The sequence below is a fragment of the Actinomycetospora aeridis genome, from assembly GCF_037400275.1.
Taxonomy (GTDB): Bacteria; Actinomycetota; Actinomycetes; order Mycobacteriales; family Pseudonocardiaceae; genus Actinomycetospora; species Actinomycetospora aeridis.
The window spans coordinates 797,845-820,876 of sequence record NZ_JBBEGL010000001.1 but is presented as its reverse complement, the minus strand read 5'-3'; the positions used below and the strand labels follow the sequence as shown (position 1 = coordinate 820,876).

Below are 23,032 nucleotides of genomic sequence, written 5' to 3'. Positions count from 1 at the left end.
GGCTCCTGGGAGATCCGGTCGGGCGGGGGTCACGTCGTGCTCCCCCGCCACAGGCGCACGAGCAGCACGACGAGGTAGAGCCCGCCGATGAGGCCGGTGGCGATCCCGACCGGCAGCGGGACGGGCGAGAACAGGCGGGTGACGGCGAGGTCGCTGACGACGAGCAGCGCCGCCCCGCACAGCGCGCTCGGCACGAGCACGGGCGTCGCCGCGCGGGTGAGGCTGCGGGCGATCTGCGGCGCCGCGAGCGCGAGGAACGGGATCGGCCCGGCCGCGGCCGTCGACGCGGCGGCCAGCGCGACCGCGCACAGCAGCAGGATCGTGCGGGTGCGCCCGACGTCGACGCCGAGCGCGCCGGCCGGGCGGTCGCCGAGCTCGAGCAGCGAGAGCCGCCGCGCCATCCCGAACAGCACCGGCAGCAGCACGACCACCCCGACGCCGAGGGCGAGGATCTGGGGCCAGCCGCGATTGCTGAGGTCGCCGAGCAGCCAGGCCTGCGCGTCGACGGCGGTCTGCAGCACGGCGGTGGTGATCAGCCAGCTGTTCACCGCGAGCAGCGCCGCGCCGATGCCGATCCCGATGAGCACCATGCGCAGGCCCTGGGTGCCGCGCCCCGCCGAGAGCGTCACCACGACCAGCGCCGTGACGATGCCGCCGAGCAGCGCCCCGAGCGAGGTCCCGAGGGTGCCGGCCCCGAACGTCACGATGGCGACGAGCGCGCCGGTCGACGCGCCGGTGGTGAAGCCGATGACGTCGGGGCTGCCCAGCGCGTTGCGCGACAGGCTCTGCAGCACCGCGCCGCTGACGGCCAGCGCCGCGCCCACCAGGACCGCGAGGACCAGGCGCGGCAGCCGCTGGTCGAGCACGACGAACTCGGTGGCCCGGCTGCCCTGCCCGACGAGCGTCTCGCCGACCTCCGCGAGCGTCAGCGGGAACGCCCCGGTGGTCAGCGAGACCAGCGCCCCGACCACCACGATCAGCGCCGCGACGGCCCCGACGGCCACCGAGCGCGGCCCGACGCGCAGCGAGATGCGGCCGCCGCCGAGGCGGAGCAGGCGACCGGTGACCAGCGGGGTGCTCACACGCCCACCAGCCGGCGGCGGCGGCACAGGGCCACGAAGACGGGCGCGCCCAGCACGGCGGTGGTGACGCCCACCGCGATCTCGCCGGGCGGGGCGACGACGCGGCCGACGACGTCGGCGACGAGCAGCACGATCGCTCCCAGCACGGCGGTGTAGGGCAGGAGCCAGCGGTGGTCGGGCCCGACGATGCCGCGCACCACGTGCGGGACGGCGAGGCCGAGGAACGCGATCGGCCCGACGGCGGCGGTCGCGGCGCCCGCGAGGACGGTGACGACGGCGCCGGCCGCGATCCGGGTGCGCTCGACGTTGAGTCCCAGCGCCTGGCCGGCGCGGTCGCCGAGCGCGAGCGTGTCGAGCGCGCGGGCCATCCCGATCGCGGCCACGACCCCGACGGCGATGAAGGGGCCGATCGTCACGAGCACGTCCAGACCCCGCCCCGAGAGCGAGCCGAGGTTCCAGAAACGGAAGGAGTCGAAGGTGCGCGGCGTGAGCACGAGCGCCGCGTTGACCAGGGCGATGAGCACGGCCGTCACCGCGGCCCCGGCGAGCACCAGCCGGTCCGGCGTGCCCGACGCGCGGCCGGTGGCGCCCAGCGCGTGCACGACGAACATCGCCACCGCCGCGCCGACCAGCCCGAACCACACGTAGCCGGTGACCGTCCCGATCCCGAAGACGCCGATCGCCACGACGACCGCCGCCGACGCGCCGGCGTTGACGCCGAGCAGGCCCGGGTCGGCCAGCGGGTTGCGCGAGAGTCCCTGCATCACCGCGCCCGCGAGCCCGAGCGCGGCGCCGACCGCCAGCGCGAGCAGGCCGCGGGGCACCCGCAGGTCGCGGACGATGGCCGCCTCGGTGTCCAGCCCGCCGGGGTCCCCGCCCCACAGCAGCGCCCAGGACTGCGCGAGCCCGATGTCGCGCGAGCCGATCCCGATGCTGACCAGGAGCACGAGCACCGCGATCACGATCAGGGCGAGCAGCCCGAGCGCGCGGGTCGCGGACCCGGCCACCCCACCGGACGTCCCCGGCCGCCGCGCGGGCGGCGCCTGCCCGGGCGCGTCGATCACCACCGCGCGGTCACCCACCCTCTCGCGTCACGACCCCTGCCGCCCTGCACCCTAGCCGTTAGGGTTGCCTAGCCTCAGGCTTCCTGTTTGTCCGATTCCGACCCCCCAGGAGTACGTGTGTCCCCCGGCCCGCTCAGGCGACTCGTCCTCGCCGCCACCGCCGCCGCCCTCCTGGTCCTCGCCGCCTGCGGCGGGGGCGGTGACGGCGGCAGCGGCGGCGCCCCCGCCGGCTCGGCCGTCGGCGACCGGTACCCCGCGACGATCGACACCCAGTTCGGCCCCGTGACCATCCCGGAGCCGCCGCAACGGATCGTCGCGCTGGGCTGGTCGGACGCCGAGACCGCGCTCGTGCTCGGCGTGCAGCCCGTGGGCGCGTCGGACTGGCTCGGCTTCGGCGGCACCGGCGTGGGCCCCTGGTCGCCGCCGTACGGGACGCCGCCCACGATCCTCGGGACCACGCAGCTCGACTACGAGGCCGTCGCGGCGCTGCGCCCCGACCTCATCCTCGACACGCGCTCGTCGGGCGACCGGCAGCGGTACGACACGCTCTCGCGCATCGCGCCGACCGTCGGCCCGCCGCCGGGACTCGCCGCCGCCTACGGCACGACGTGGCGCCAGCAGATGGACATGGTGTCCCGCGCGCTGGGCAAGCCGGACGTCGGCGCGCAGCAGATCGCCGGCCTCGAGGAGAAGTTCCGCGCCACCACGGCCGCCAACCCGTCGTTCGCGGGCAAGGCGGCGGGCGTCGGCGCCTTCTACGGCGGCCAGTGGGGCGCCTACGTCCCCGGCGACGCGCGCGTCGACGTCATGGACGAGCTCGGGTTCCGCACGCCGCCGCAGATCGAGGCGCTCGCACCCCAGGCCGCGGGCTCGTTCTACGTGTCGCTCTCGGGCGAGCAGGTCGGGCTCCTGTCGTCCGACCTCACGGTCGTGTTCCCGATCAACGCGAGCGCCGACGCGATCCGCACCGACCCGGTGCTCTCCCGCACCCCGGCCGCCGCGGCGGGTCACCTCGTCGTCCTCGACGACACGACCACGAGCAACGCGTTCTCGTCCGGCTCGGTCCCCGGCACCGCCGCCGCGCTGGACCGTGCCGCACCGCTGTTCGCGCAGGCGCTGCAGCGCTGAACGACTCGGGTGGACGGCCACGGCGTCCCTAGACTGACGCCGTGGCCGTTCACCTGACCCGGATCTACACGCGCACCGGCGACGACGGGACCACCGGTCTCTCGGACTTCTCGCGCGTGCCCAAGACCGACCCGCGGCTCGCGGCGTACGCCGACTCCGAGGAGGCCAACGCCGCGATCGGCGTCGCGCTCTCGGTGGGCGCGCCGCCGGCGGAGATCGTCGCCCCGCTGCGGCAGATCCAGAACGACCTCTTCGACGTCGGGGCGGACCTCGCGACGCCGGTCGTGGAGACCCCGGAGTACCCGCCGCTGCGGGTCACCGAGCGCCAGATCGAGCGGCTCGAGGGCTGGTGCGACGCGTTCAACGAGGGCCTGCCGAAGCTGAACTCGTTCATCCTGCCCGGCGGCACCCCCGCCGCCGCGTACCTCAACGTCGCGCGCACCGTCACCCGCCGCGCCGAGCGCAGCACCTGGGCGGTGGTCGCGGCCGACCCGGACCGCACCAGCAAGCTGCCCGCGCACTACCTCAACCGCCTGTCGGACCTGCTGTTCATCCTCGGCCGGGTCGCCAACCCTGGCGGCGACGTCCTCTGGGTCCCCGGCGGGCCGGAGGAGCAGCGCTGACGATGTTCGACGAGCGCTTCGCGCGGCTGGACACCGAGGTCTGGACGCCCGCCTACCTCCCGGCCTGGAGCTCACGCGCCGACGCCGCGGCCACGTGGGCGGTCGACGACGAGGGCCTGCACCTGACGATCCCCCCGGAGCAGGGGCTGTGGTGCGCCGGCGACCACGAGCCGCCGCTGCGCGTCTCGGGCGTCCAGTCCGGCAACCGCTCCGGGCCGGTCGGCAGCACCGACGGCCAGCAGCGGTTCCGCGAGGGACAGACCGTCCGCGAGGAGCAGCCGACCGTCCTCGGGTTCACGCCCCGCGCCGGGATGGTCGAGGTCGAGTGCCGCGCCCATCTCGGGCCGTCGGCGATGTTCTCGGCGTGGCTCATCGGCCTCGAGGACGCCCCCGAGCGCTGCGGCGAGGTGTGCCTCGTGGAGGTCTTCGGGGACACGGTCGCGGAGGGCCGCGCGGCGGTCGGCTCCGGGATCAAGGCGTTCCGCGACCCGGCGCTCACCGAGGACTTCGTCGCCGAGCCCCGCGACCTCGACGTCACCACCTGGCACCGCTTCGCCGCGCACCGCCAACCCGGCCGCGTCGACTTCATGATCGACGGCGTCGCGACCCGGACCTGCCGCCAGGCGCCGGACTACCCGATGCAGCTGATGATCGCGGTGTTCGACTTCCCCGACCACCCGGCCCACGACCCGGCCGGCACCCCGGAGCTGGTGGTGCGCAGGGTGACCGGCCTCTAGCCGAAGGCCTGCCCCTCACCCCGGTAGGTCGGCGCGGTCAGCACGATCTCCCCGCCCCGGATGCCGTGGTACGCGGTGACGTGCTCGGCGAGCTCGCCGGCCTTCGCGTGACGCATCCACACGCGCTCGCCGAGCGCGGGCAGCTGCGGTCCCCTGACCGGCGTCTGCACCTCGCCGGCCCCCTCGGTGCCGGTCAGCACCAGGTCGCCCGGACCGAACGGGGTCGGCAGCCGGGACGCGGCGGCAGGCCCCGAGGCCACCCAGCCGCCGCCCGCCAGCGTCGCGTGACGGTCGTCGGGGCGGCGCACCACGGGCAGCGCGTAGGCGACCGCGGGCCGGGGGTGCATGCGGGTGTAGCCGTCGAAGAGCGTCGAGCCGATCAGGGCCGAGCCCGCGGCGATCTCGGTGACCGACGCGTCGGCGCGCGTGGTCTCGACGCTGCCGCTGCCGCCGCCGTTGACGAACGCGAGGTCGGCGACCTCCCGCACCGCGTGCACCACGGCACCCCGGCGCTCGGCCAGCTCGCCGGCCGACCGGCGCTGCATCCACCGCACCGCCGCGTCGCGCAGCCGCGCGCCGGTGGCGTCCGGCACCCCCGCGATCTGTCCCTCGTAGGCCATCACCCCGACGAGCCGGAACCCCGGCCGGGCCACGATCGCCCGGGCGAGCCGGCGTGCCGCGTCCGCGGTCCGGACCGGTGAGCGGCGCGCGCCGACGTGCAGGCCCGGCAGGGGGCGCCAGGCCGCGTCGAGGTCGAGGCACACGCGGACCTCGGGATGCCCGGCGCCCAGGGCGGCGTCGACGAGGTCCAGGTGCTCGACGGCGTCGACCATGAGCGTCACCGTCGTCCGGGCGTGCGCGTCGGCCGCGAGACGGCGCAGCGCGGCGCGGTCGACGGTCGGGTAGCCGACGAGGACGTCGTCGCTCGTGCCCAGCCCGGCGTGCCAGAGCGCCTCGGGCAGCGTGTAGCACATCAGGCGCCCGACGCCCTCGCGATCGACGGTGCGCTCGATCAGGGCCCGGCACCGCAGCGACTTCGTGGCCAGGCGGACCGGGAGCCCCCGGACGCGGGCGAGCAGGTCGTCGAGGTTGGCGTCGAAGGCGTCGAGGTCGACGATCGCGAAGGGCGGGTCGAGGTCCGCGGTGGCGCGATCCCAGCGGCTGATCACGGGCCCAATCTCCCACCGCCGGAGCCGCTACGGTGCCGGCATGGGTCGCGGTGACACGTGGCGGAACTGGGCCGGCACCGTCCGCGCGACCCCCGCCCAGGTCCACCTCCCCCGCTCCGTCGACGAGGTCGTCGCCGCGGTGCGTGCCGCCCGGGGCTCGCGGCTGCGCCCGCGCGGCAGCGGCCACTCGTTCACCGCCCTCGCGGCCACCGACGCCCACGTCGTCGACCTGCGGCGATGGAGCGGGATCGAGTCGCTCGACACCACCACCGGCCGCGTGCGGGTCCGCGCCGGGACGACGCTGCGTGCGCTGAACGCCGCGCTCGACGCGCACGGGCTCGCCCTCGAGAACCTCGGCGACATCGACGTCCAGACGATCTCGGGCGCCGTCGCCACCGGCACGCACGGCACGGGCGCGCGGTTCGGCGGCCTCGCCACCCGGGTCGTCGCGCTCGACCTCGTGCTCGCCGACGGCTCGGCGGTGCACTGCGCGGCGGGCGAGGAGCTGTTCGAGGCGGCCCGGATCGGGCTCGGCGCGTTCGGCGTCGTCACCCACGTGACGCTGCAGGCCGTCCCGGCGTTCGCGCTGCGGGCGAGCGAGCGCCCGGAGCCGCTCCCCGAGGTGCTGGCCGGGCTGGACACGCTCTTCGAGGACGCGGACCACGTCGAGTTCTACTGGTTCCCCTACGGCGCGCGGGCGCTGGTGAAGCGCAACGCCCGCGTGCCGCTCGCCGAGGCCCCCGCGCCCCTGCACCCGGTGCGACGGTTCGTGGAGTACGACGTCGTCGAGAACGCCGCGTTCGGGGCGCTGTGCCGGGTCGGGCGCGCGTTCCCCGCGACCGCCGTCCCGCTGGGCCGCGCCGCGTCGGGGGTGCTGTCGGCGCGCGAGTACGGCGACCGCTCGCACCGGGTCTTCACGACGCGGCGCCGTGTGCGGTTCGCCGAGTCGGAGTGGGCGGTGCCGCGGGCACGGCTCGCCGAGGTGCTCGACGCGCTGCGCGCGCTGGTCCCCCGTCTCGAGCACCCCGTGCTCTTCCCCGTCGAGGTGCGCGTCGCCGCCGCCGACGACGTGTGGCTCTCCACCGCCCACGGCCGCGACACCGCCTACGTCGCGATCCACCAGTACGCCGGCGCGCCCCGCGCGGAGTACTTCGCGGCGTTCGGCGAGATCGCCGCCGCGGCCGGCGGTCGCCCGCACTGGGGCAAGGAGCACCACCTCGACGCGGCCGCCCTGGGCGAGCGCTACCCGCGGTTCGACGACGTCCGCCGCGTGCGCCGCGAGGTCGACCCCCAGGGGCTGTTCGCCAACGAGCACCTCGACCGCGTCCTCGGTCCGGCCTGACGGGGCGCGAGCGGCACGGTCCGGCGGGCCGTTGATCGTGCTCGGTTCGCTGACACTCAGCGTCGCCTTCATTGCCCCGAATGGGGCGGAAAGACCCCATCGATCCCGAATTCGGCTACGCTCCGCGTCCATGGCCGAGCGATCGACGACGTCCCGGGCCATCGCCGTCGGCCAGCTGCCGGCGGCGACGGCTGCGTTCATCAGCGAGCAGGGGGCGGTGCGCGGACTGTTCCGCGACCCGCTCGCCGAGGTGACCCACGCGCTGCGCACCGACGAGACCACGACCCGGCGGCGGCTGTTCGGCGGCGCGAAGACCTCGGTCCGCACGGTCGAGATGCTGCTGACGCCCGACCTGCTCGTCGTCTCGTACCGCGACGGCACGGTCGACGAGGACCTGGCCGCCCAGGTCAGCTTCCACCGGCTGAACCAGATCGAGTTCGCGCCGCTGCCCTCCGAGCTGCTCGACCGCGCGGCGGGCGCGAAGCTCGCCGTGCCGGCGGGCCTGATGCCGTTGACGAGCACCCCGGTCGGCAGCACCCAGCGCGGGAGCCGCATGGTGCCGCTGGGCGACGGCCCGGACGCCGCGCGCTTCCGCGAGGCCCTGCTCGCCGCCACCGAGCGCACCCGGCGCGGCGCCGGAGCCTAGGGACGGACCCCGCGGAGCACGGGGTCCGTCACCGGCGACTCAGCCGAGCAGCGGCTTCACCTTCGTGCCGAAGTCGTGCACGCCCTTCTCGAAGTCGTCGAACGTGAACATCATCCCCTGGACGCCGGGCATCTTGGCGACCTCGTCGATCTGCCGCGCGACCGTCTCGTACGAGCCGACCAGGGTGGCCATGTTGAAGTTGACCGCCCCCTCGGGGAGGTTGATCGTGCGCGCGGTGCCCCCACCGTCGGCGGTCTTGTCGGCGCTGCCCTCGTCGCTCATGTAGCCGAGCGCGCCGGCGTCGGCGCCCTCGTTGTAGGAGCGCCACTTCGCCTGGGCCTCTTCGTCCGTGTCCGCCATGATCGCCATGAACAGCGGCAGCGACTTCACGTCACGGCCGGTCTCCTTGGCGAACGAGGCGAGCTTCTCGGTGGGCTGCCGGTAGACCTCGGGGTCGTTGACGCCCGGCGAGAGGATGAAGTTGTAGTCGCCGTACTCGGCGCAGAACCGCATCCCGCGCTCCGACTGGCCCGCGCAGACGATGTCGACCTTGCCCGACGGCCGCGGCGAGAGCACGCAGTCGTCCATCTGGAAGTACTTCCCGTCGAGGTCGCAGCGACCGGTCTCCCACAGGTCGCGCAGGACCTTCACGTACTCGGTGGAGTAGTCGTAGCGGTAGCCGAAGTACTCGTCGCCGGGCCACAGGCCCATCTGCTCGTACTCGCCCTTGGCCCACCCGGAGACGATGTTGACGCCGAAGCGCCCGGGCGCGATCTGGTCGATCGTCGACGCCATGCGCGCGACGAGCGCCGGCGGCAGCGTGAGCACCGCCGTCGAGGCGTAGAGCTTGATCCGGTCGGTGACGGCCGCGAGGCCCGCCATCAGCGTGAACGACTCCAGGTTGTGGTCCCAGAACTCCGTCTTCCCCCCGAAGCCGCGGAGCTTGATCATCGAGAGGGCGAAGGCGAAGCCCTGGCGCTCGGCCTCCTGAACGACGTTGCGGTTGAGGTCCCACGTCGGCATGTACTGCGGAGAGTTCTCCGAGATGAGCCAGCCGTTGTTGCCGATGGGGATGAAGACGCCGAAGTCCACTTCGGGACCACCTTCCTGCGGGGTCAGGAGACGGGGAGAGGGAGCGCACGCAGCGCCGGGACCACCTCGCGGGCGAGGAGGTCGAGCGAGGTCCGCGCCGCCTCGACCGGCATGCCGGCCCAGTCGGTGCGGAACACGAAGTGGTCGACGCCGAGCTCGTCGCGCCACGGGAGGAGCGCGGCGGTGCAGTCCTCCGGAGACCCCACCACGAACCGGTCGTGGGCGAGGTCGTCGTAACCGACCCGGAACGACTCGGTTCCGGGCATGACACGGTCCTGGCCCCAGTCGGCGTAGACCTCGTACTTGCGGGCCAGGTGCGGCATGGCCAGCTCGAGGGCCTGCTCCCGGGTGGGGGCGCAGAACACCTCGCGGATCAGCGGGAGCTCGCCCACGCGGTCGCGGCCGGCGGCCGCCCGCTCGGCGTGGAACAGCTCGAGCTGCCGGGCGACGGTGGCCCGGGTGGCGTGCGGATTGATCATCCACGTGTCGGCGAGGCGGGCCGTCCGCCGGACCGCGCCGTCGGAGTTGGCCGCCATCCAGATCGGCGGCCGTGGTTCGGCGGCGGGACGGAAGGTCGCGCGGGCGCCGTCGAGCCGGCACCACGGGAGGTCGGCGGAGACCGCCTCGCCGCGCCACAGCGCCTCGACGATGCGCAGGTTCTCGGTGAACCGCCGGACCTTGTCACCGGGCGGGACGCCGAACGCGTCGTACTCGACCTGCCGGTAGCCCAGGCCGATGCCGAAGATCGAGCGGCCGCCGGCGACGACGTCGAGACCCGCGTAGGCCTCGGCGGTGTCGACCGGGTTGTGCAGGGCGAGCAGGTGGATGCCGGTCCCGACGGCCATGTCGCCGGCCTCGGCCGCGAGGCGCGCGAGCCACGGCAGCGGCTGGATGTGCGCCATCGACTCGGCGAGGTGGTGCTGGCCGGCGAAGACGGAGTCGAGACCCGCGTCGCGCGCCGTGCGGACGAGCGAGAGCTGCTCCTCGAGGGCGACGAGCGGGTCCCGCCCGGGCGGCTGCTGGTGGGTGAGGAACACCCCGGCGCGGATCCGGTCAGAGACCACGACAGGCCTCGGCGAACTCGGCGGCCGGGCGGTCGTCGCCGAGGGAGAGCACGGCGTCGCGCACGCGGTCGGCGACGCCGGCGTCGGCCACGCGCCCGATGGTGCCGTCGAACTTCTCGGCGATCTCGGCGTTGGTCAGTGGGCGGCGGTCGTGGCCGCGGTTGACCTGCTCGCGGTGGGCGACGACGCGGCCGTCGGCGAGCTCGATCTCGACGCGCCCGGAGTAGGCGTCGGGGAACAGACCCTCGTCGTCGTCGGTGACCTCGACGCGCCGCGCCAGGGCGAGGATCTCCGGGTCACCGAGGGCGTCGTCCTCCAGCTCGGCGAGGGTGAACCGCCCGCGGGACAGGGCCGCGGACACCACGAACGGCAGGCTGAACTTGGCGTCGTACTCGTCGCGCGGCGCCCACTTGTTCTCCGCGGGCTGGCACACGACCTTGCCCGGCACCGGGTGGATGGCGCAGCGGATCGCGCGGACGTCGGCCGGAGCGATGCCGTGCTCGTCACGCAGGAGCAGCGCGGCGTCGGCGAACGCGTGGTTGAAGTGGCAGATCGGGTAGGGCTTGACCGCCGTGCGCATCAGCTCCCACTGCGTGCCGAGCCCCTCGGACACCGCCTCCGGGCGGGTCGCGCGGCCGGCGAGGTGGGTGGCGTAGAGCCCGAAGCGGCCCTCGTAGACCGCAGCCGGCCCGGTCCAGCCCGCCTTCGCGAACGCCGCAGCGGTGAGGCCGGACATCGCCGCCCAGCCCGGGTGCAGGCGCTTGGTCCACGACCCGTCCTCGAGGAACTCCAGCAGGCCCGCCGCCATCGACCCGACGACGCCCTGCGCCGCGGCGAGCCCCGCGGCGTCCAGCCCGGTGAGCCGGCCGGCGGCCACCGCGGCCCCGAACGCCCCGGCCACGGCGGTGGGGTGGAACCCGACGTCGTGGAACCCGCCGGCCCCGCCGAGCCCGACGCGGGCGGACACCTCGACGCCGAGGACGTAGGCGGCGAGCAGGTCACGCGTGCTCGCCCCGGCGACGGTGGCGGCGGAGATCGCCGCGGGCAGGGCGGCCGCGGACACGTGGGTGACCGCGGGGATGTGGGTGTCGTCGAAGTCCATGCCGTGCACGAGCACCCCGTTGAGCACGGCGGCGTCGCGCGGCGAGAGCCGGTCCGGCATGCCGAGGACCGGGTGGGCGCCGCCGCCGAACGTCGTCAGCGCGTCACGGGCCACCCCGGAGAACCGGTAGGCGGTGGACGCGAAGGCCAGCCCGACCGCGTCGAGGACGAGGTACCGCGCCCGCTCGAGGACCTCGCCGGGGATGTCCGCGGCGTCGAGCGCGGCGGCGAACCCGGCGACCCGGCCGGCCTGGCCGGCGGTCGTGCGGGTGGGGCTGTCCAAGGACAACGGGCGCTCCCTTGCGGCACGCAGCGCAGCGGAGCTGCCGCGCCGGAGGCGGATAACAGTCGGGTGACTGGCCTCACAGGACCATACGTCAGACGTTTAGGACGCGGAAGGGGGCGCCTGCCGGTGGTGCGCGGTCCGCGCCTGGAACACGCGCGCCGCCCACAGCGCCGTCGCCTCTCCGTGGGGTGCGGCGACCAGCTGGGCGGAGACGGGACAGCCGTCGGGTGCGAGCCCCGTCGGCACCGCGAGACCGGGCGCCCCGGTGAGGTTGCCGAGCATCGTCGAGCGCGACTGCGCCGCGTAGAGGGGGTACTCCTGCCCGCCCACGACGACGGTGCCGTCGGGCAGCCGGGGCGCGGTCGACGGGCAGGTCGGCACGACGAGGAGGTCGGCGTCGGCGAACACCACGTCGAGCTCGCGCTGCAGCTCGACCCGGAACTGCAGGGCCCGCAGGTAGTCGACGGCCGGCGTGACGATGCCCTGGCTGATCCGCTTCACGACGACCGGGTCGTAGGTGTCCCAGCGGGCGGCGTCGACGCGGTGGAGCGTGGCCGCCTCGGTGAACACCACCTGGTAGCCGATCGGCAGCGCGTCCCCCGCCGACGGCACCTCGCCCGGCACGACCTCGGCACCGGCGGCCACGAGCTCGTCCACGAGGTGCTCGACGCCGGCGCGCACCGCGGTGTCGCAGAGCTCGGTGAACGCACCACCGGGCACGGCGATGCGCAGGCCCGTCAGGTCGTCCCTGTCGACCGGGTCGTGCGGCGGCAGCGGGCCGCTGCGCGGGTCGGCGCCGTCCGGGCCGCGCAGGACCGCGAACAGCCGCTCGACGTCGCGCGCGCTGCGCGCCAGCGGGCCGACCGTCTCGGTGGTCCAGGACAGCGGGAACACCCCGGTGCGCGGGATCGCGCCGGCCGTGGGCTTGAGGCCGGTGAGCCCGCACCACGCCGAGGGCAGGCGCACCGAGCCACCGACGTCGGTGCCCAGCGCGAACGGCACCGCGCGCGCCGCGACCGCGGCCGCGGAGCCGGTCGACGACCCGCCCGCCCAGCGCTCGGGGTCCCAGGGGTTGCGCACCGCGCCGAACCGCGGCGGGTGCGGCCCGCCGACGGCGAACTCGGTGGTCCCGTCCTTGCTGACCGGGATCGCGCCGGCCTCCTCGAGGCGGCGCACGACGGTCGCGGAGGTCGTCGCGGGCTCGTCGCCGTGGTTCCAGGATCCGTGGGTCGTCGGCACCCCGGCCACGTCGATGACGTCCTTGACGCCGAACGGGACGCCCTCCAGCGGGCGCGCGGTGCCGTCGGCCCAGCGGCGCTCCGACGCGCGCGCGGCGGTGCGGGCACGGTCGCCGAGGAAGCGGATCGTGCAGTTCAGCGCCTCGTGGGCGGCCGCCAGCCTCGTCAGGGCCTCGTCGACGGCCGCGAGGGGCGACGTGGTGCCGGCGGCGTAGGCCTCGAGGAGGCCGGTGGTGTCGGGGGCGTCGTTCACGGGCGCAACCAGGCGTCGCCGTGCGCCGGGTCGGCGGCGCCGTCGGCGGGCAGGGGGCGGGCGCGCAGGCGAGCGACCGCGGTCTCGGCGCCCTCGACCGCCGCGCGCAGGGCCGCCACGACCTCGTCGTCCAGCGTGTAGCCGAGGCGGGCGGCGAGGGCAGCCAGTTCCTCGGGGGACGGGACGCTCACCCGATGCCCGGTCATCCGATGGAGGCCTTCCCCGCCAGCAGCGACCGGGCGACGACCGTGCCGAGCATGTCGTTGGTGCCCTCGCCGATCGACATGAGCGGGGCGTCGCGGTAGAGGCGCTCGACCTCGAACTCCGTCGAGTAGCCGTAGCCGCCGTGGATGCGCATCGCATCGGTGGCGCACTCCAGGGCCGCGTCCGACGCGAAGATCTTCGCCATGCCCGACTCGGTGTCCATGCGCACGCCCTCGTCCATCCGCGAGGCCGCCCAGTAGGTCATCAGGCGTGCGGCCTGCAGCTTCACGGCGATGGCGGACAGGCGCAGCTGGACGGCCTGGAAGTCGCCGATCGGCTGGCCGAAGGCGCTGCGCTCGCGGGCGTAGGACAGGGACTCCTCGTAGGCGCGCTGCGCGATCCCCACCGAGCGCGCCGCAATGTTGATCCGCCCGGTCTCCAGCGACGAGAGCGCCTGCTGCAGCCCGCGCCCCTCGACCCCGCCCAGCAGCCGGGACGCCGGCACCCGCACGTCGTCGAGGACGACCTCGCACGACTCGGTGCCCTTGTAGCCGAGCTTGCCCATGTCCTTGGTGATCTCGAGGCCGGGCGACCCGGCGTCGACGAGCAGCATGCTCATGCCACGGTGCGCGGGCTCGGCCGAGGGATCGGTCTTCACGAGCACCGGCAGCGGGTCGGCGTGGCGGGCGTTCGTGATCCACATCTTGGTGCCGCGGACGACGTAGTCGTCGCCGTCCCTCCTGGCGGTGGTGGTGATGCTCTGCAGGTCCGTGCCGGCGCCGGGCTCGGTGAGGGCGATCGCGGTGCGACGCTCCCCCGTCGCGAGCTCGGGCAGGTAGCGCTGCTTCTGCTCGTCGGTGCCGTGGCGCGCGATCATCCAGCAGGACACCGAGTGGCTGCCGAGGATGCCCGCGATGCCCATCCACCCGCGCGAGATCTCCTCGAACGTCAGCGCGAACGAGACGGTGTCCGCGGCCAGCCCGCCGTGCTCCTCGGGCACCGCCAGACCGAAGAGCCCCAGGTCCGCCATGCCCTTGACGATCTCCGTCGGGTAGCGGCCCTCGTGCTCCCAGTCGCGCGCGACCGGCACGATCTCGCGGTCGACGAACGACCGCAGCGTCTCGCGGAAGAGCCGCTGCTCGTCGTTGAGCCGGAAGTCCATCAGTGCTCCTCGGGGGGTCCGAACGCGCCCGCGGCACGCAGGGCGGCCAGGCGCTCGTCGTCGTAGCCGATGCCGCGCAGCACCGACTCGGTGTGCTCGCCCATCGCGGGGCCGCCACGGGCGGGCGGGGTGTCGTCGCCGGGCGGGCCGACACGCACCGGCGAGCGCAGCGACCGCACCGTCCCCCACCGCGGGTGGTCGGTCTCCGCGACCAGCCGCCGGGCGACGGTGTGGGAGTCGGTGAGGGCCTCGCCGACGTCGTGGATCGGCGCACACGGGATGCCCGCGGCCGCCATCGCGGCGATCCAGGTGGCGACGTCCCGGCCCCGGAACAGCTCCTCGAGCAGCGGGACGAGGACGTCGCGGTGCCGGTCGCGCTCGCGGAACGTGACGAACCGGGGGTCGGTGGCGAGGTCGGGCTGGTCGAGCACGACCGTGAGCCGCTGCCAGAACTTCTCCTTCGCGCAGCCCACGACCAGCCACCCGTCGGCCGCCTCGAAGGCCTGGAAAGGCACGAGCGACGGGTGCGCGGAGTGGTGGGTGCGCGCCGGTTCGTAGCCCTCGGTGAGGTGCCACGTCGCCGGGTAGGTCAGGAGGCTGACCGCGGTGTCGTAGAGGCTGACGTCGCAGTCGGTCCCGACGCCGTCGCGCCGCGCGGCGTGGATCGCGGCGAGCAGCGAGATCGCCGCGACGAACCCGCCGCTGTAGTCGACCAGCGAGAGGCCGGCCTTCTGCGGCGCCCCGCCGGGCTCGCCCGTCAGCGACATCCAGCCACCGAGGGCCTGGAGCACGTAGTCGTAGCCGGGCTCCTTCGCGCGCGGGCCGGTCATCCCGAACCCGGTCAGCGAGCAGCAGACGATCCGCGGGTTGACGTCCTCCAGGTCCTCGTAGCGGATCCCGAGCTTCGCGGGGACGTCGCCGCGCAGGTTCGAGTAGACGGCGTCGGCGGAGCGCACCAGGTCGTGGAACGCCTCGCGCCCGGCCGGGGTGCGGATGTCGAGCAGCACCGAGGACTTGTTCTTGTTGAACGACTCGAAGAACAGCGAGTCGCCGTCCTCGGCGTACGGGGGGACGTGGCGCCCCACGTCGCCGCCCGACGTCGGGTCCTCGATCTTGACGATCTCGGCGCCCAGCTCGGCGAGGTGCATCGAGCCGAACGGGCCGGCGCCGTACTGCTCGAGCGAGAGGATCCGGATGTCCTCGAGGGGCCTCACTGCGCGTTCTCCCCGGCTTCGTTCTCCAGGGACAGGGGTGTGGCGGCCTGCGGGAAGTGCGACGCGGCCCGCGGGGCGTCGCGGCGGTGGACGTAGAAGGCGCGCTTGAACGTCAGCACCTCGACGCCGTCCTGGTTGAGCCCGCGGCTGCGCACCCGCACGATGCCCGCGTCCGGGCGGCTGCTCGACCCCCGCGTCTCCAGCACCAGCGACTCCGACCACAGCGTGTCGCCGGCGAACACCGGGTTGCTCAGGCGCAGTTCGTCGATGCCGAGGTTCGCGAACGCGTTCTGGCTGGTGTCCGACACCGACTGCCCGAGCACGATCGAGATCGTCAGCGGCGAGGCGACGATCATGCGGCCGAACTCGGAGTCGGCGCCGACCTGGGCGTTGAAGTGCGCCTGGTTCGTGTTCATCGTCAGCAACGTGAACCAGGTGTTGTCGGTCTCGGTGATCGTGCGCCCCAGCGGGTGCTGGTAGACGTCACCGACCACGAAGTCCTCGAAGAAGCGTCCCTGCCACCCCGCCACCACCGCCATGGACCGGGACGCTAAACGTCTGACGTTTTCCCCACAAGGATCGTCGACCGTCTACGCTCGGCGACGTGCCTGCGCAGCCGCCCCCGTCCGGCACGTCGGCACCCGTCGCCCACCTGCGGGTCCAGCGTGTCCGCCCGGCCTACCGGCAGGTGGCCGACGAGCTGCGCACCCAGATCCTCGCTGGCGCCCTGCCCGCGGGCACCCGGCTGCCGAACGAGGCCGAACTGGGCCGGGCGTTCGGGGTCAGCCGCAGCACCGCGCGCGAGGCCCTGCGGGTGCTCTCCAGCCAGCACCTCGTCGAGACCCTGCGCGGCGTGCAGGGCGGCACGTTCGTCAGCGAGCCCGATCCCGCGCGGGTCGTCGAGGACGTCGGCAGCGCCCTCGGCGTGCTCGTCATGACGCCCCGGCTGCACGTCAGCGACCTCCTCGAGGCACGCCTGCTCCTCGAGCCCGCCGCCGCCCGCCTGGCCGCCCAGCGCGCCGACGCCGAGACCGTCGAGGCCGTCCGGGCCGCCGCGGCCGCCCCGCGCGACGACCGCGACCCCAGCGGCTTCGTCGGCCACCTCGACTTCCACACCACGCTGCTCATGGCCACCGGCAACCTGATGCTCACGCTCATGGGGCAGCCGGTGAACGACGTGCTGCGCACGCGTCTGCGGCGCGCCGGCGTCGAGGCGCGCGAGTGGGACAAGGTCGACGCCTGCCACCGCGAGATCGCCGAGCACATCGCCGAGGGTCGCGCCGGCGACGCCGAGGAGGCCATGCGCGACCACATCGTGGAGCTGCGCCGGCTCTACGAACGCGACGGGTTCTGGGCCTGACCCTCGGCGGAGACGACGGGCGACGCCGTGCCCGTGAGGGCCGGCGCGCCACGGGGGTGGCGGATCGTCGCGACCGGCGCACTGCGCACGATCGACACGCTCCCAGCACTGCGCGGGGTGCCTCTCGCGAGCGGCGTAGCGGCCCGGCCGGAGATCAGCAGGCCGAAACGCACCGTTCTCGGGCACTCAGAGGTCACTTTCGACCCGCTGATCATGGGCCCGAACGTTGGCGGCGCGAAAGCGGGCTGCGACGGGGAGATCACAAGCGCACTATCCACCTGCCGGGGTCGCTGGAGGTGCATGGCGCGCTCCCGATCACGGGACGGCGCGAGACCGGGTCGCGACCGGCGCGGTGCGCATGATCCACACGCTCCCCAGGCCTGCGCGTGGTGCCTCTCGCGAGCTACCGGCGCCGACGGGCGCTGACCCGGGGCCATGATCGCTCCGACTGCCGTGCACCAGATGACATCGGGTCGATGGAGCACCTGGAGCGATCACCGCCGCCCCGCCACCGTCACGCCTCTCCCGCGCAGTGATCGTGGCGCCTTTCCTGACGTCCAACGTCAGGGTGGCCGCCAGGCTGGAACACCCCGGGCCCACGCCAACCCCGGCGTGTCGTGCAGCGAGCGTGTGGCGATCCTGGCGTCACACGCCAGGAAAGCCGCATCTCTCGCACTTGACCAGCGCGGAGCCACGCCACCACGGTGACGAGCGTGGGTGCGCGCAACCTCATGTCTCACGCCATCGTCGTCGACGACCTCCCGCCGTCGGTCGCGGAGTTCGTGCGCGGCGAGGGGCGGGCGCGCGGGCTGATGGACCCGCTGCCCGCCGTCACCCACGGGCTGCGCACCGAGGAGGAGACGATGAACCGGGAGTCGCGCGGCGGCCCGACGTCGGACCGGTTCGTCGTCGAGATGCTCCTGACCCCGGAGCTGCTGATCGTGGCCCACCGTCAGTCCGACGACGCCGAGACCGACCCCGGCGCACGCGTGCGGTTCCACCGGCTCGACCAGGTCGGGCTCGTCGACGCCGGTTCCGAGAAGGCCGCCACGGCCCGGCTCGCGATGCCCGCGAAGTCGATCCCGGTCACGAGCACGCCGCTCGGCGGCGCCAAGCGCGCGACCTACCAGCTCCCGATCGCCATCGACCCCGACGTGCAGCGCTTCCGCGATGCCCTCACCGCAGCGGTGGAGCAGGCCCGCGTCTGACGCGTCAGCTCGCCTGCCGGTAGCCCGTCGACCGGCCCGGTGGCGTGGACTCGAGCCAGGAGGAGAAGCCGGTCAGGGCGTCGGCGCTGATCGCGAGCTCCCACTCCCGGCCGTCCTCGCGGCACGAGAGCACCGTGGCGTCGGCGGGGTGCATCTCGCCGGCCACGGGGGCCCGGCGGTCGACGATCTCGAGGCGGGTGCGGTCGAGCACCACGTTGGCCCCCGAGCTCAGGCCGGTCACGCGGTACCAGCGGAACTCGTCGCCCCGGTACCGGGCGAGGCCGGAGTGCCAGCCCCGCAGGTCGTCCGCGCTGCGCTTCTCGCGCAGCGCGACGTCGACGCCTCCGCGGCGCAGCAGCCGGATGCGACGCAGGAGCAGAAACAGGACGACGAGCAGCACCGCGAGCACCACGATGGCCGCCAGCTCGGCGATCATCATGGCTCCCACCGGTGCTGCTCGCCCTCCCTCAGTGGCCGGGGTTCTCGCCGGCCGCCCGCAGGCGGGCCCGCGCCCGTGCGGCGGCGGCCGCCGTGTCGTCCACGTCGTCGCCGCCGCCCTCGGCGCGCTGCAGCTCGTCGCGCGCCGCGGCGACGTCGATCTCGGAGGCCAGCTCGGCGAGCTCGGCCAGCACCGTCACCGACTCCGCGGTGACCGAGAGGAACCCGCCGAAGACGGCGGCGTGGAACGACTCGCCGTCGGTCGGGTCGATGCGCACCACGCCGGCCTCGTCGAGCGCGGCGATCATCGGCTGGTGCCCGGGCAGCAGACCGATGTCGCCCTCGACCGTGCGGGCCGAGACGAAGCTCGCCTGGCCCGACCACAGCCGCTTCTCGACGCCGACGATGGCGACCTCCATCTCGGCCATCAGGACTGGTACTTCTTGATGTTCGCCTCGACGTCGTCGAGACCGCCGCTCATGGCGAACGCCTGCTCGGGCGCGTTGTCGTACTCGCCCTTGGTGATCTTGTCGAACGCCTCGACGGTGTCCTTGACGTCGACGAACGAGCCCGGCTCGCCGGTGAACTGCTCGGCGGCGTACATGTTCTGCCCGAGGAAGCGCTCGATCCGGCGCGCGCGGGCGACGGTGAGGCGGTCCTCCTCGGAGAGCTCGTCGATGCCGAGGATGGCGATGATGTCCTGCAGGTCGTTGTAGCGCTGCAGGATGCGGATGACCTCGCGGGCGACCCGGTAGTGGTCCTCGCCGACGTACTGCGCGTCGAGGATCGTCGAGGTCGAGGTCAGCGGGTCCACGGCCGGGAAGATGCCCTTGGCGAACACCGACCGTGAGAGCTCGGTGGTCGCGTCCAGGTGGGCGAACGTGGTGGCCGGCGCCGGGTCAGTGTAGTCGTCGGCGGGCACGTAGATCGCCTGCATCGAGGTGATCGAACGGCCGCGGGTCGAGGTGATCCGCTCCTGCAGCTCGCCCATCTCGTCGGCCAGGGTCGGCTGGTAGCCCACCGCCGAGGGCATGCGGCCCAGCAGCGTCGAGACCTCCTGGCCGGCCTGCGTGAACCGGAAGATGTTGTCGATGAACAAGAGCACGTCCTGCTCCTGCACGTCGCGGAAGTACTCGGCCATCGTCAGGGCCGACAGCGCGACGCGCATGCGGGTGCCCGGCGGCTCGTCCATCTGACCGAAGACCAGCGCGGTGTCCTTGAGGACGTCCGCCTCGCCGAGCTCGACCCAGAGGTCGTTGCCCTCACGGGTCCGCTCCCCCACGCCGGCGAACACCGAGGTGCCGCCGAAGTTGCGGGCGATGCGCTGGATCATCTCCTGGATGAGGACCGTCTTGCCGACGCCGGCGCCGCCGAACAGGCCGATCTTGCCGCCCTCGACGTACGGGGTGAGCAGGTCGACGACCTTGAGGCCGGTCCAGAGCACCGAGGTCTTGCCCTCGAGCTGCTCGAACGGCGGCGGGTCGCGGTGGATGCCCCAGCGCTCGGCGTCCGAGGCGTAGCCCGGCTCGTCGAGGCAGTCGCCGAGGGTGTTGAACAGGTGGCCCTTGACGACGTCGCCGACCGGCACCGAGATCGGCGCGCCGGTGCTGCGCACGTCCTGGCCGCGCACGGCACCGTCGGTGGGCTGCATGGAGATCGTGCGCACCTGGCCGTCGCCGAGGTGCTGGGCGACCTCGAGCGTCAGCTTCTTCGTGACGCCGGAGAGCGTCACGTCGATGTTCAGGGCGGTGAACAGGTCGGGCACCTCGCCACGCGGGAACTCCACGTCGACGACGGGCCCGAGGATGCGGGTGATGCGGCCTTCGGCAGCCGGCGAGCCCTGCTCGCTGTCCGCGGCTGAAGGACTGGCGGCGGTGGACTGGGTCATCGTCAGCTCCCCTACTCGGCGAGGGCGTTGGCGCCGCCAACGATCTCGCTGATCTCCTGCGTGATCTGGGCCTGGCGCGCCTGGTTCGCCTCACGGGTCAGGTTGTCGACCAGGTCGTTGGCGTTGTCGGTCGCGGCCTTCATGGCGCGCTGCCGGGCCGCTGACTCGGACGCCGCGGCGTCGAGCAGCGCCGCGAACACGCGCGCGCGGAGGTACTTGGGCATGAGCCGGTCGAACAGGACCTCGGGCTCCGGCTCGAACTCGTACTCGGCCCCGCGCTCCTCGGAGTCCGACGAGGAGGACTCCTCGTCCGAGGACTCGTCGTCCTCGAGCTCCAGCGGGGCGATCTGGCGGGACACGACGGTCTGGCTGGCGACCGAGTTGAACGCGGTGAACACCACGTGCAGCTCGTCGACGCCGTCCAGGCCCTCGGCGTCCTCCGGCGGGACGAACGACGTCGAGCGAGAGGACCCGCCCTCGCCCTCGCCCTGGTCCTCGTCGGACGGGCGCTGCACCGTCTCGTCCCCGCCGGCGAGGAAGGTCGCGGTGAGCGTGTCCGCGGCCCGGGTCGCGTTCGGGTAGTCGGGCACCTCGGAGAAGCCGGTCCACCGGCCCGCGGTCTCACGGTTGCGGAAGCGGAAGTACGCGACGCCCTTGCCGCCGATGACGAACAGCGACGTCTGCTTGCCGGCGTCCGAGAGCTCGCGCATGACCCGCTCGGCCTCGCGCAGCACGTTCGCGTTGTACCCGCCGCACAGACCGCGGTCGCTGGTGACGACGAGGACGCCGGCACGGCTCGGCTCCTCGCGCGCCACGAGCAGCGGGTGGTCGCTGGCCCCGGCCTTGGCGGCCGTGGTCAGGACGTGCGTGAACTCGTCGGAGTACGGCCGCGCCGCGTGGACGCGGGCCTGCGCCTTCGCGATGCGCGAGGCCGCGACCATCTCCATCGCCTTGGTGATCTGGGCGATGTTCTTGGTCGACCGGATGCGCCGTCGCAGGACGCGGAGGGATGCAGCCATAGGGCCCTAGCTCCCCGAACCCTGCGTCTGCGACGACGCGGACGACGCGTCGGTCTCCGCGTCGCCCGACGACTCCTGCGGGCCCTCGTCGGAGTCCGTGCCGGACTCGTTCTCGCCGAAGAGCTCGCCGCTGCCGCCGTCGTCGGCCACGCCCTCGCCGGAGCCGGTGGCGAACTGCTCCTTGAACTCGGAGACCGTCTTGGTCAGACGCTCCTCGTCCTCGTCGGAGAGCTGGCCGGACTCGCGGATCGAGGAGAGGACCCCGCCGTCACGCCGGACGTGCTCGAGGAACTCGGTCTCGAAGCGGGCGACGTCCTCGACGGGCACCGAGTCGAGGTGACCGCGGGTGCCGAGGAAGATGCTCACGACCTCCTCCTCGACCGGGTACGGCTCGCCCTGGCCCTGCTTGAGCAGCTCCATGAGGCGGGCACCGCGGTCGAGCTGCGCCTGGCTGGTGGCGTCGAGGTCGGAGCCGAAGGCCGCGAACGACTCGAGCTCGCGGTACTGCGCCAGGTCGACGCGCAGGCGGCCGGCGACCGAGCGCATGGCCTTGACCTGCGCCGAACCACCGACGCGCGACACCGAGTTCCCGACGTTCAGCGCGGGCCGCTGGCCCTGGTTGAACAGGTCGGCCTCGAGGAAGCACTGGCCGTCGGTGATCGAGATGACGTTCGTCGGGATGTAGGCCGCGATGTCGCCGCCCTTGGTCTCGACGATCGGCAGGCCGGTCAGCGAGCCCGCGCCGAGCTCGTCGTTGAGCTTCGCGCAGCGCTCCAGCAGCCGCGAGTGCAGGTAGAAGACGTCGCCGGGGTAGGCCTCGCGGCCCGGCGGGCGGCGCAGCAGCAGCGAGATCGCCCGGTAGGCCTCGGCCTGCTTCGACAGGTCGTCGAAGACGATCAGGGTGTGCTTGCCCTGGTACATCCAGTGCTGCGCGATCGCGGAGCCGGCGTACGGGGCGATGTACTTGAAGCCCGCGGGGTCGGAGGCGGGCGCGGCGACGATGGTCGTGTACTCCATCGCGCCGGCGTCCTCGAGCGCCTGGCGGACACCGGCGATCGTGGTGCCCTTCTGGCCGACGGCGACGTAGACGCAGCGGACCTGCTGCTCCGGGTCGCCGGTCTCCCAGGCCTCGCGCTGGTTGATGATCGTGTCCGTGCAGACCGCGGTCTTGCCGGTCTTGCGGTCACCGATGATCAGCTGGCGCTGGCCGCGGCCGATCGGGGTCATGGCGTCGATCGCCTTGATCCCGGTCTGCAGCGGCTGCTTGACCTCCTTGCGCTGCACGACCGACGCGGCCTGCAGCTCCATCTCGCGCTCGCCCTCGGACTCGATCTCGCCGAGGCCGTCGAGCGGCTGGCCGAGCGGGTCGACGACCCGGCCCATGAAGCCGTCGCCGACCGGGACCGAGAGCACGCGACCGGTGCGCGTGACCTGCTGGCCCTCCTCGATGGTCTCGTACTCACCGAGGATGACGACGCCGATCTCGCGCTCCTCGAGGTTCTGGGCCAGGCCCAGGACCCCGCCGGGGAACTCGAGGAGCTCGTTCGTCATCGTCGAGGGCAGCCCCTCGACGTACGCGATGCCGTCACCCGTCGAGGTGACGATGCCGACCTCCTGACGGGTCGAGTCCGCGGAGTACGAGGACACGTAATCCTCGATCGCGCTACGGACCTCGTCGGAGGTGATGGTCAACTCGGCCATGGCTTCCGCTCTC

General features: G+C 73.7%; 23 protein-coding genes. 7 read left to right on the top strand and 16 right to left on the bottom strand.

Going from position 1 to position 23,032, the window contains the following annotated elements:
• Positions 1-29: 29 nt before the first annotated feature.
• Entirely contained in the window at positions 30-1,082 is a 1,053-nt protein-coding gene (locus tag WCD41_RS03910; RefSeq protein ID WP_337712052.1) for a FecCD family ABC transporter permease, read from the bottom strand.
• The gene (locus WCD41_RS03905) at positions 1,079-2,164 is read right to left on the bottom strand and encodes a FecCD family ABC transporter permease (RefSeq protein ID WP_337712051.1); all 1,086 of its coding nucleotides are present in this window, start codon (positions 2,162-2,164) and stop codon (positions 1,079-1,081) included. Before WCD41_RS03905 ends, WCD41_RS03910 begins: the two co-directional genes overlap by 4 nt.
• A gap of 99 nt (positions 2,165-2,263) precedes the next feature.
• Between WCD41_RS03905 and WCD41_RS03900 the strand changes: the two genes are divergently transcribed.
• Genes WCD41_RS03900 through WCD41_RS03890 form a run of 3 tightly spaced genes read left to right on the top strand, consistent with a single transcriptional unit; the run spans position 2,264 to position 4,634 of the window.
• Positions 2,264-3,274 (top strand): iron-siderophore ABC transporter substrate-binding protein, encoded by a 1,011-nt coding sequence (locus WCD41_RS03900; RefSeq protein WP_337712050.1) that lies wholly within the window; start codon positions 2,264-2,266, stop codon positions 3,272-3,274.
• A 41-nt stretch (positions 3,275-3,315) separates the two neighbouring features.
• The gene (locus WCD41_RS03895; RefSeq protein WP_337712049.1) at positions 3,316-3,897 is read left to right on the top strand and encodes a cob(I)yrinic acid a,c-diamide adenosyltransferase; all 582 of its coding nucleotides are present in this window, start codon (positions 3,316-3,318) and stop codon (positions 3,895-3,897) included.
• A 2-nt stretch (positions 3,898-3,899) separates the two neighbouring features.
• Positions 3,900-4,634 carry a glycoside hydrolase family 16 protein gene (locus tag WCD41_RS03890; protein ID WP_337712048.1) on the top strand — a complete coding sequence of 245 codons (735 nt, stop codon included), beginning with the start codon at positions 3,900-3,902 and terminating at the stop codon, positions 4,632-4,634.
• Here WCD41_RS03890 and WCD41_RS03885 read toward each other — a convergent pair.
• A complete protein-coding gene (locus WCD41_RS03885) occupies positions 4,631-5,803 on the bottom strand; it encodes an alanine racemase (RefSeq protein WP_337712047.1) in 1,173 nt (390 codons plus the stop codon). The genes WCD41_RS03890 and WCD41_RS03885 overlap by 4 nt on opposite strands.
• A 40-nt stretch (positions 5,804-5,843) precedes the next feature.
• On the opposite strand from WCD41_RS03885, the gene WCD41_RS03880 reads away from it, so the two are divergent.
• Both WCD41_RS03880 and WCD41_RS03875 read left to right on the top strand, forming a co-directional pair.
• Positions 5,844-7,145, top strand: coding sequence for a D-arabinono-1,4-lactone oxidase (locus WCD41_RS03880; protein WP_337712046.1), 1,302 nt, complete (start codon positions 5,844-5,846; stop codon positions 7,143-7,145).
• Positions 7,146-7,275: 130 nt separating this feature from the next.
• Positions 7,276-7,791, top strand: a complete 516-nt coding sequence (locus WCD41_RS03875; protein WP_337712045.1) for a hypothetical protein — start codon at positions 7,276-7,278, stop codon at positions 7,789-7,791.
• A 39-nt stretch (positions 7,792-7,830) separates the two neighbouring features.
• Here the strand turns inward: WCD41_RS03875 and rutA are convergent, their stop codons facing one another.
• The 8 genes from rutA to WCD41_RS03835 all read right to left on the bottom strand — a co-directional run bounded on the left by rutA (position 7,831) and on the right by WCD41_RS03835 (position 15,944).
• Positions 7,831-8,883, bottom strand: coding sequence for a pyrimidine utilization protein A (gene rutA, locus WCD41_RS03870; protein WP_337712044.1), 1,053 nt, complete (start codon positions 8,881-8,883; stop codon positions 7,831-7,833).
• 23 nt (positions 8,884-8,906) lie between these two features.
• Positions 8,907-9,947, bottom strand: coding sequence for an LLM class flavin-dependent oxidoreductase (locus tag WCD41_RS03865; RefSeq protein ID WP_337712043.1), 1,041 nt, complete (start codon positions 9,945-9,947; stop codon positions 8,907-8,909).
• A complete protein-coding gene (locus WCD41_RS03860; protein WP_337712042.1) occupies positions 9,937-11,337 on the bottom strand; it encodes an MmgE/PrpD family protein in 1,401 nt (466 codons plus the stop codon). The genes WCD41_RS03865 and WCD41_RS03860 overlap by 11 nt, the downstream gene beginning before the upstream one ends.
• Before the next feature lie 96 nt (positions 11,338-11,433).
• Positions 11,434-12,825: an amidase gene (locus WCD41_RS03855; protein ID WP_337712041.1), complete on the bottom strand. Its 1,392-nt coding sequence runs from the start codon at positions 12,823-12,825 to the stop codon at positions 11,434-11,436.
• Positions 12,822-13,016 (bottom strand): hypothetical protein, encoded by a 195-nt coding sequence (locus WCD41_RS03850; RefSeq protein WP_337712040.1) that lies wholly within the window; start codon positions 13,014-13,016, stop codon positions 12,822-12,824. The genes WCD41_RS03855 and WCD41_RS03850 overlap by 4 nt, the downstream gene beginning before the upstream one ends.
• A gap of 11 nt (positions 13,017-13,027) precedes the next feature.
• Positions 13,028-14,191 (bottom strand): acyl-CoA dehydrogenase family protein, encoded by a 1,164-nt coding sequence (locus WCD41_RS03845; RefSeq protein ID WP_337712039.1) that lies wholly within the window; start codon positions 14,189-14,191, stop codon positions 13,028-13,030.
• Entirely contained in the window at positions 14,191-15,405 is a 1,215-nt protein-coding gene (locus WCD41_RS03840) for a CaiB/BaiF CoA transferase family protein (protein WP_337712038.1), read from the bottom strand. Before WCD41_RS03840 ends, WCD41_RS03845 begins: the two co-directional genes overlap by 1 nt.
• The gene (locus WCD41_RS03835; RefSeq protein ID WP_337712037.1) at positions 15,402-15,944 is read right to left on the bottom strand and encodes a MaoC family dehydratase; all 543 of its coding nucleotides are present in this window, start codon (positions 15,942-15,944) and stop codon (positions 15,402-15,404) included. Before WCD41_RS03835 ends, WCD41_RS03840 begins: the two co-directional genes overlap by 4 nt.
• Positions 15,945-16,009: 65 nt before the next feature.
• On the opposite strand from WCD41_RS03835, the gene WCD41_RS03830 reads away from it, so the two are divergent.
• On the top strand, positions 16,010-16,765 hold the full coding sequence (locus WCD41_RS03830; RefSeq protein ID WP_337712036.1) for a FadR/GntR family transcriptional regulator: 756 nt from the start codon (positions 16,010-16,012) through the stop codon (positions 16,763-16,765).
• A 713-nt stretch (positions 16,766-17,478) separates the two neighbouring features.
• Entirely contained in the window at positions 17,479-17,973 is a 495-nt protein-coding gene (locus WCD41_RS03825; RefSeq protein ID WP_337712035.1) for a hypothetical protein, read from the top strand.
• Between the two features lie 4 nt (positions 17,974-17,977).
• Here the strand turns inward: WCD41_RS03825 and WCD41_RS03820 are convergent, their stop codons facing one another.
• Genes WCD41_RS03820 through atpA form a run of 5 tightly spaced genes read right to left on the bottom strand, consistent with a single transcriptional unit; the run spans position 17,978 to position 23,019 of the window.
• Entirely contained in the window at positions 17,978-18,412 is a 435-nt protein-coding gene (locus tag WCD41_RS03820) for a DUF2550 domain-containing protein (protein WP_337712336.1), read from the bottom strand.
• Positions 18,413-18,440: 28 nt separating this feature from the next.
• Positions 18,441-18,839 (bottom strand): F0F1 ATP synthase subunit epsilon, encoded by a 399-nt coding sequence (locus tag WCD41_RS03815; RefSeq protein WP_337712034.1) that lies wholly within the window; start codon positions 18,837-18,839, stop codon positions 18,441-18,443.
• Positions 18,839-20,299 (bottom strand): F0F1 ATP synthase subunit beta, encoded by a 1,461-nt coding sequence (gene atpD, locus WCD41_RS03810; RefSeq protein ID WP_337712033.1) that lies wholly within the window; start codon positions 20,297-20,299, stop codon positions 18,839-18,841. The genes WCD41_RS03815 and atpD overlap by 1 nt, the downstream gene beginning before the upstream one ends.
• Positions 20,300-20,310: 11 nt before the next feature.
• The gene (locus WCD41_RS03805) at positions 20,311-21,318 is read right to left on the bottom strand and encodes a F0F1 ATP synthase subunit gamma (protein WP_337712032.1); all 1,008 of its coding nucleotides are present in this window, start codon (positions 21,316-21,318) and stop codon (positions 20,311-20,313) included.
• A gap of 6 nt (positions 21,319-21,324) precedes the next feature.
• Positions 21,325-23,019 (bottom strand): F0F1 ATP synthase subunit alpha, encoded by a 1,695-nt coding sequence (atpA, locus tag WCD41_RS03800; RefSeq protein ID WP_337712031.1) that lies wholly within the window; start codon positions 23,017-23,019, stop codon positions 21,325-21,327.
• Positions 23,020-23,032: the final 13 nt, after the last annotated feature.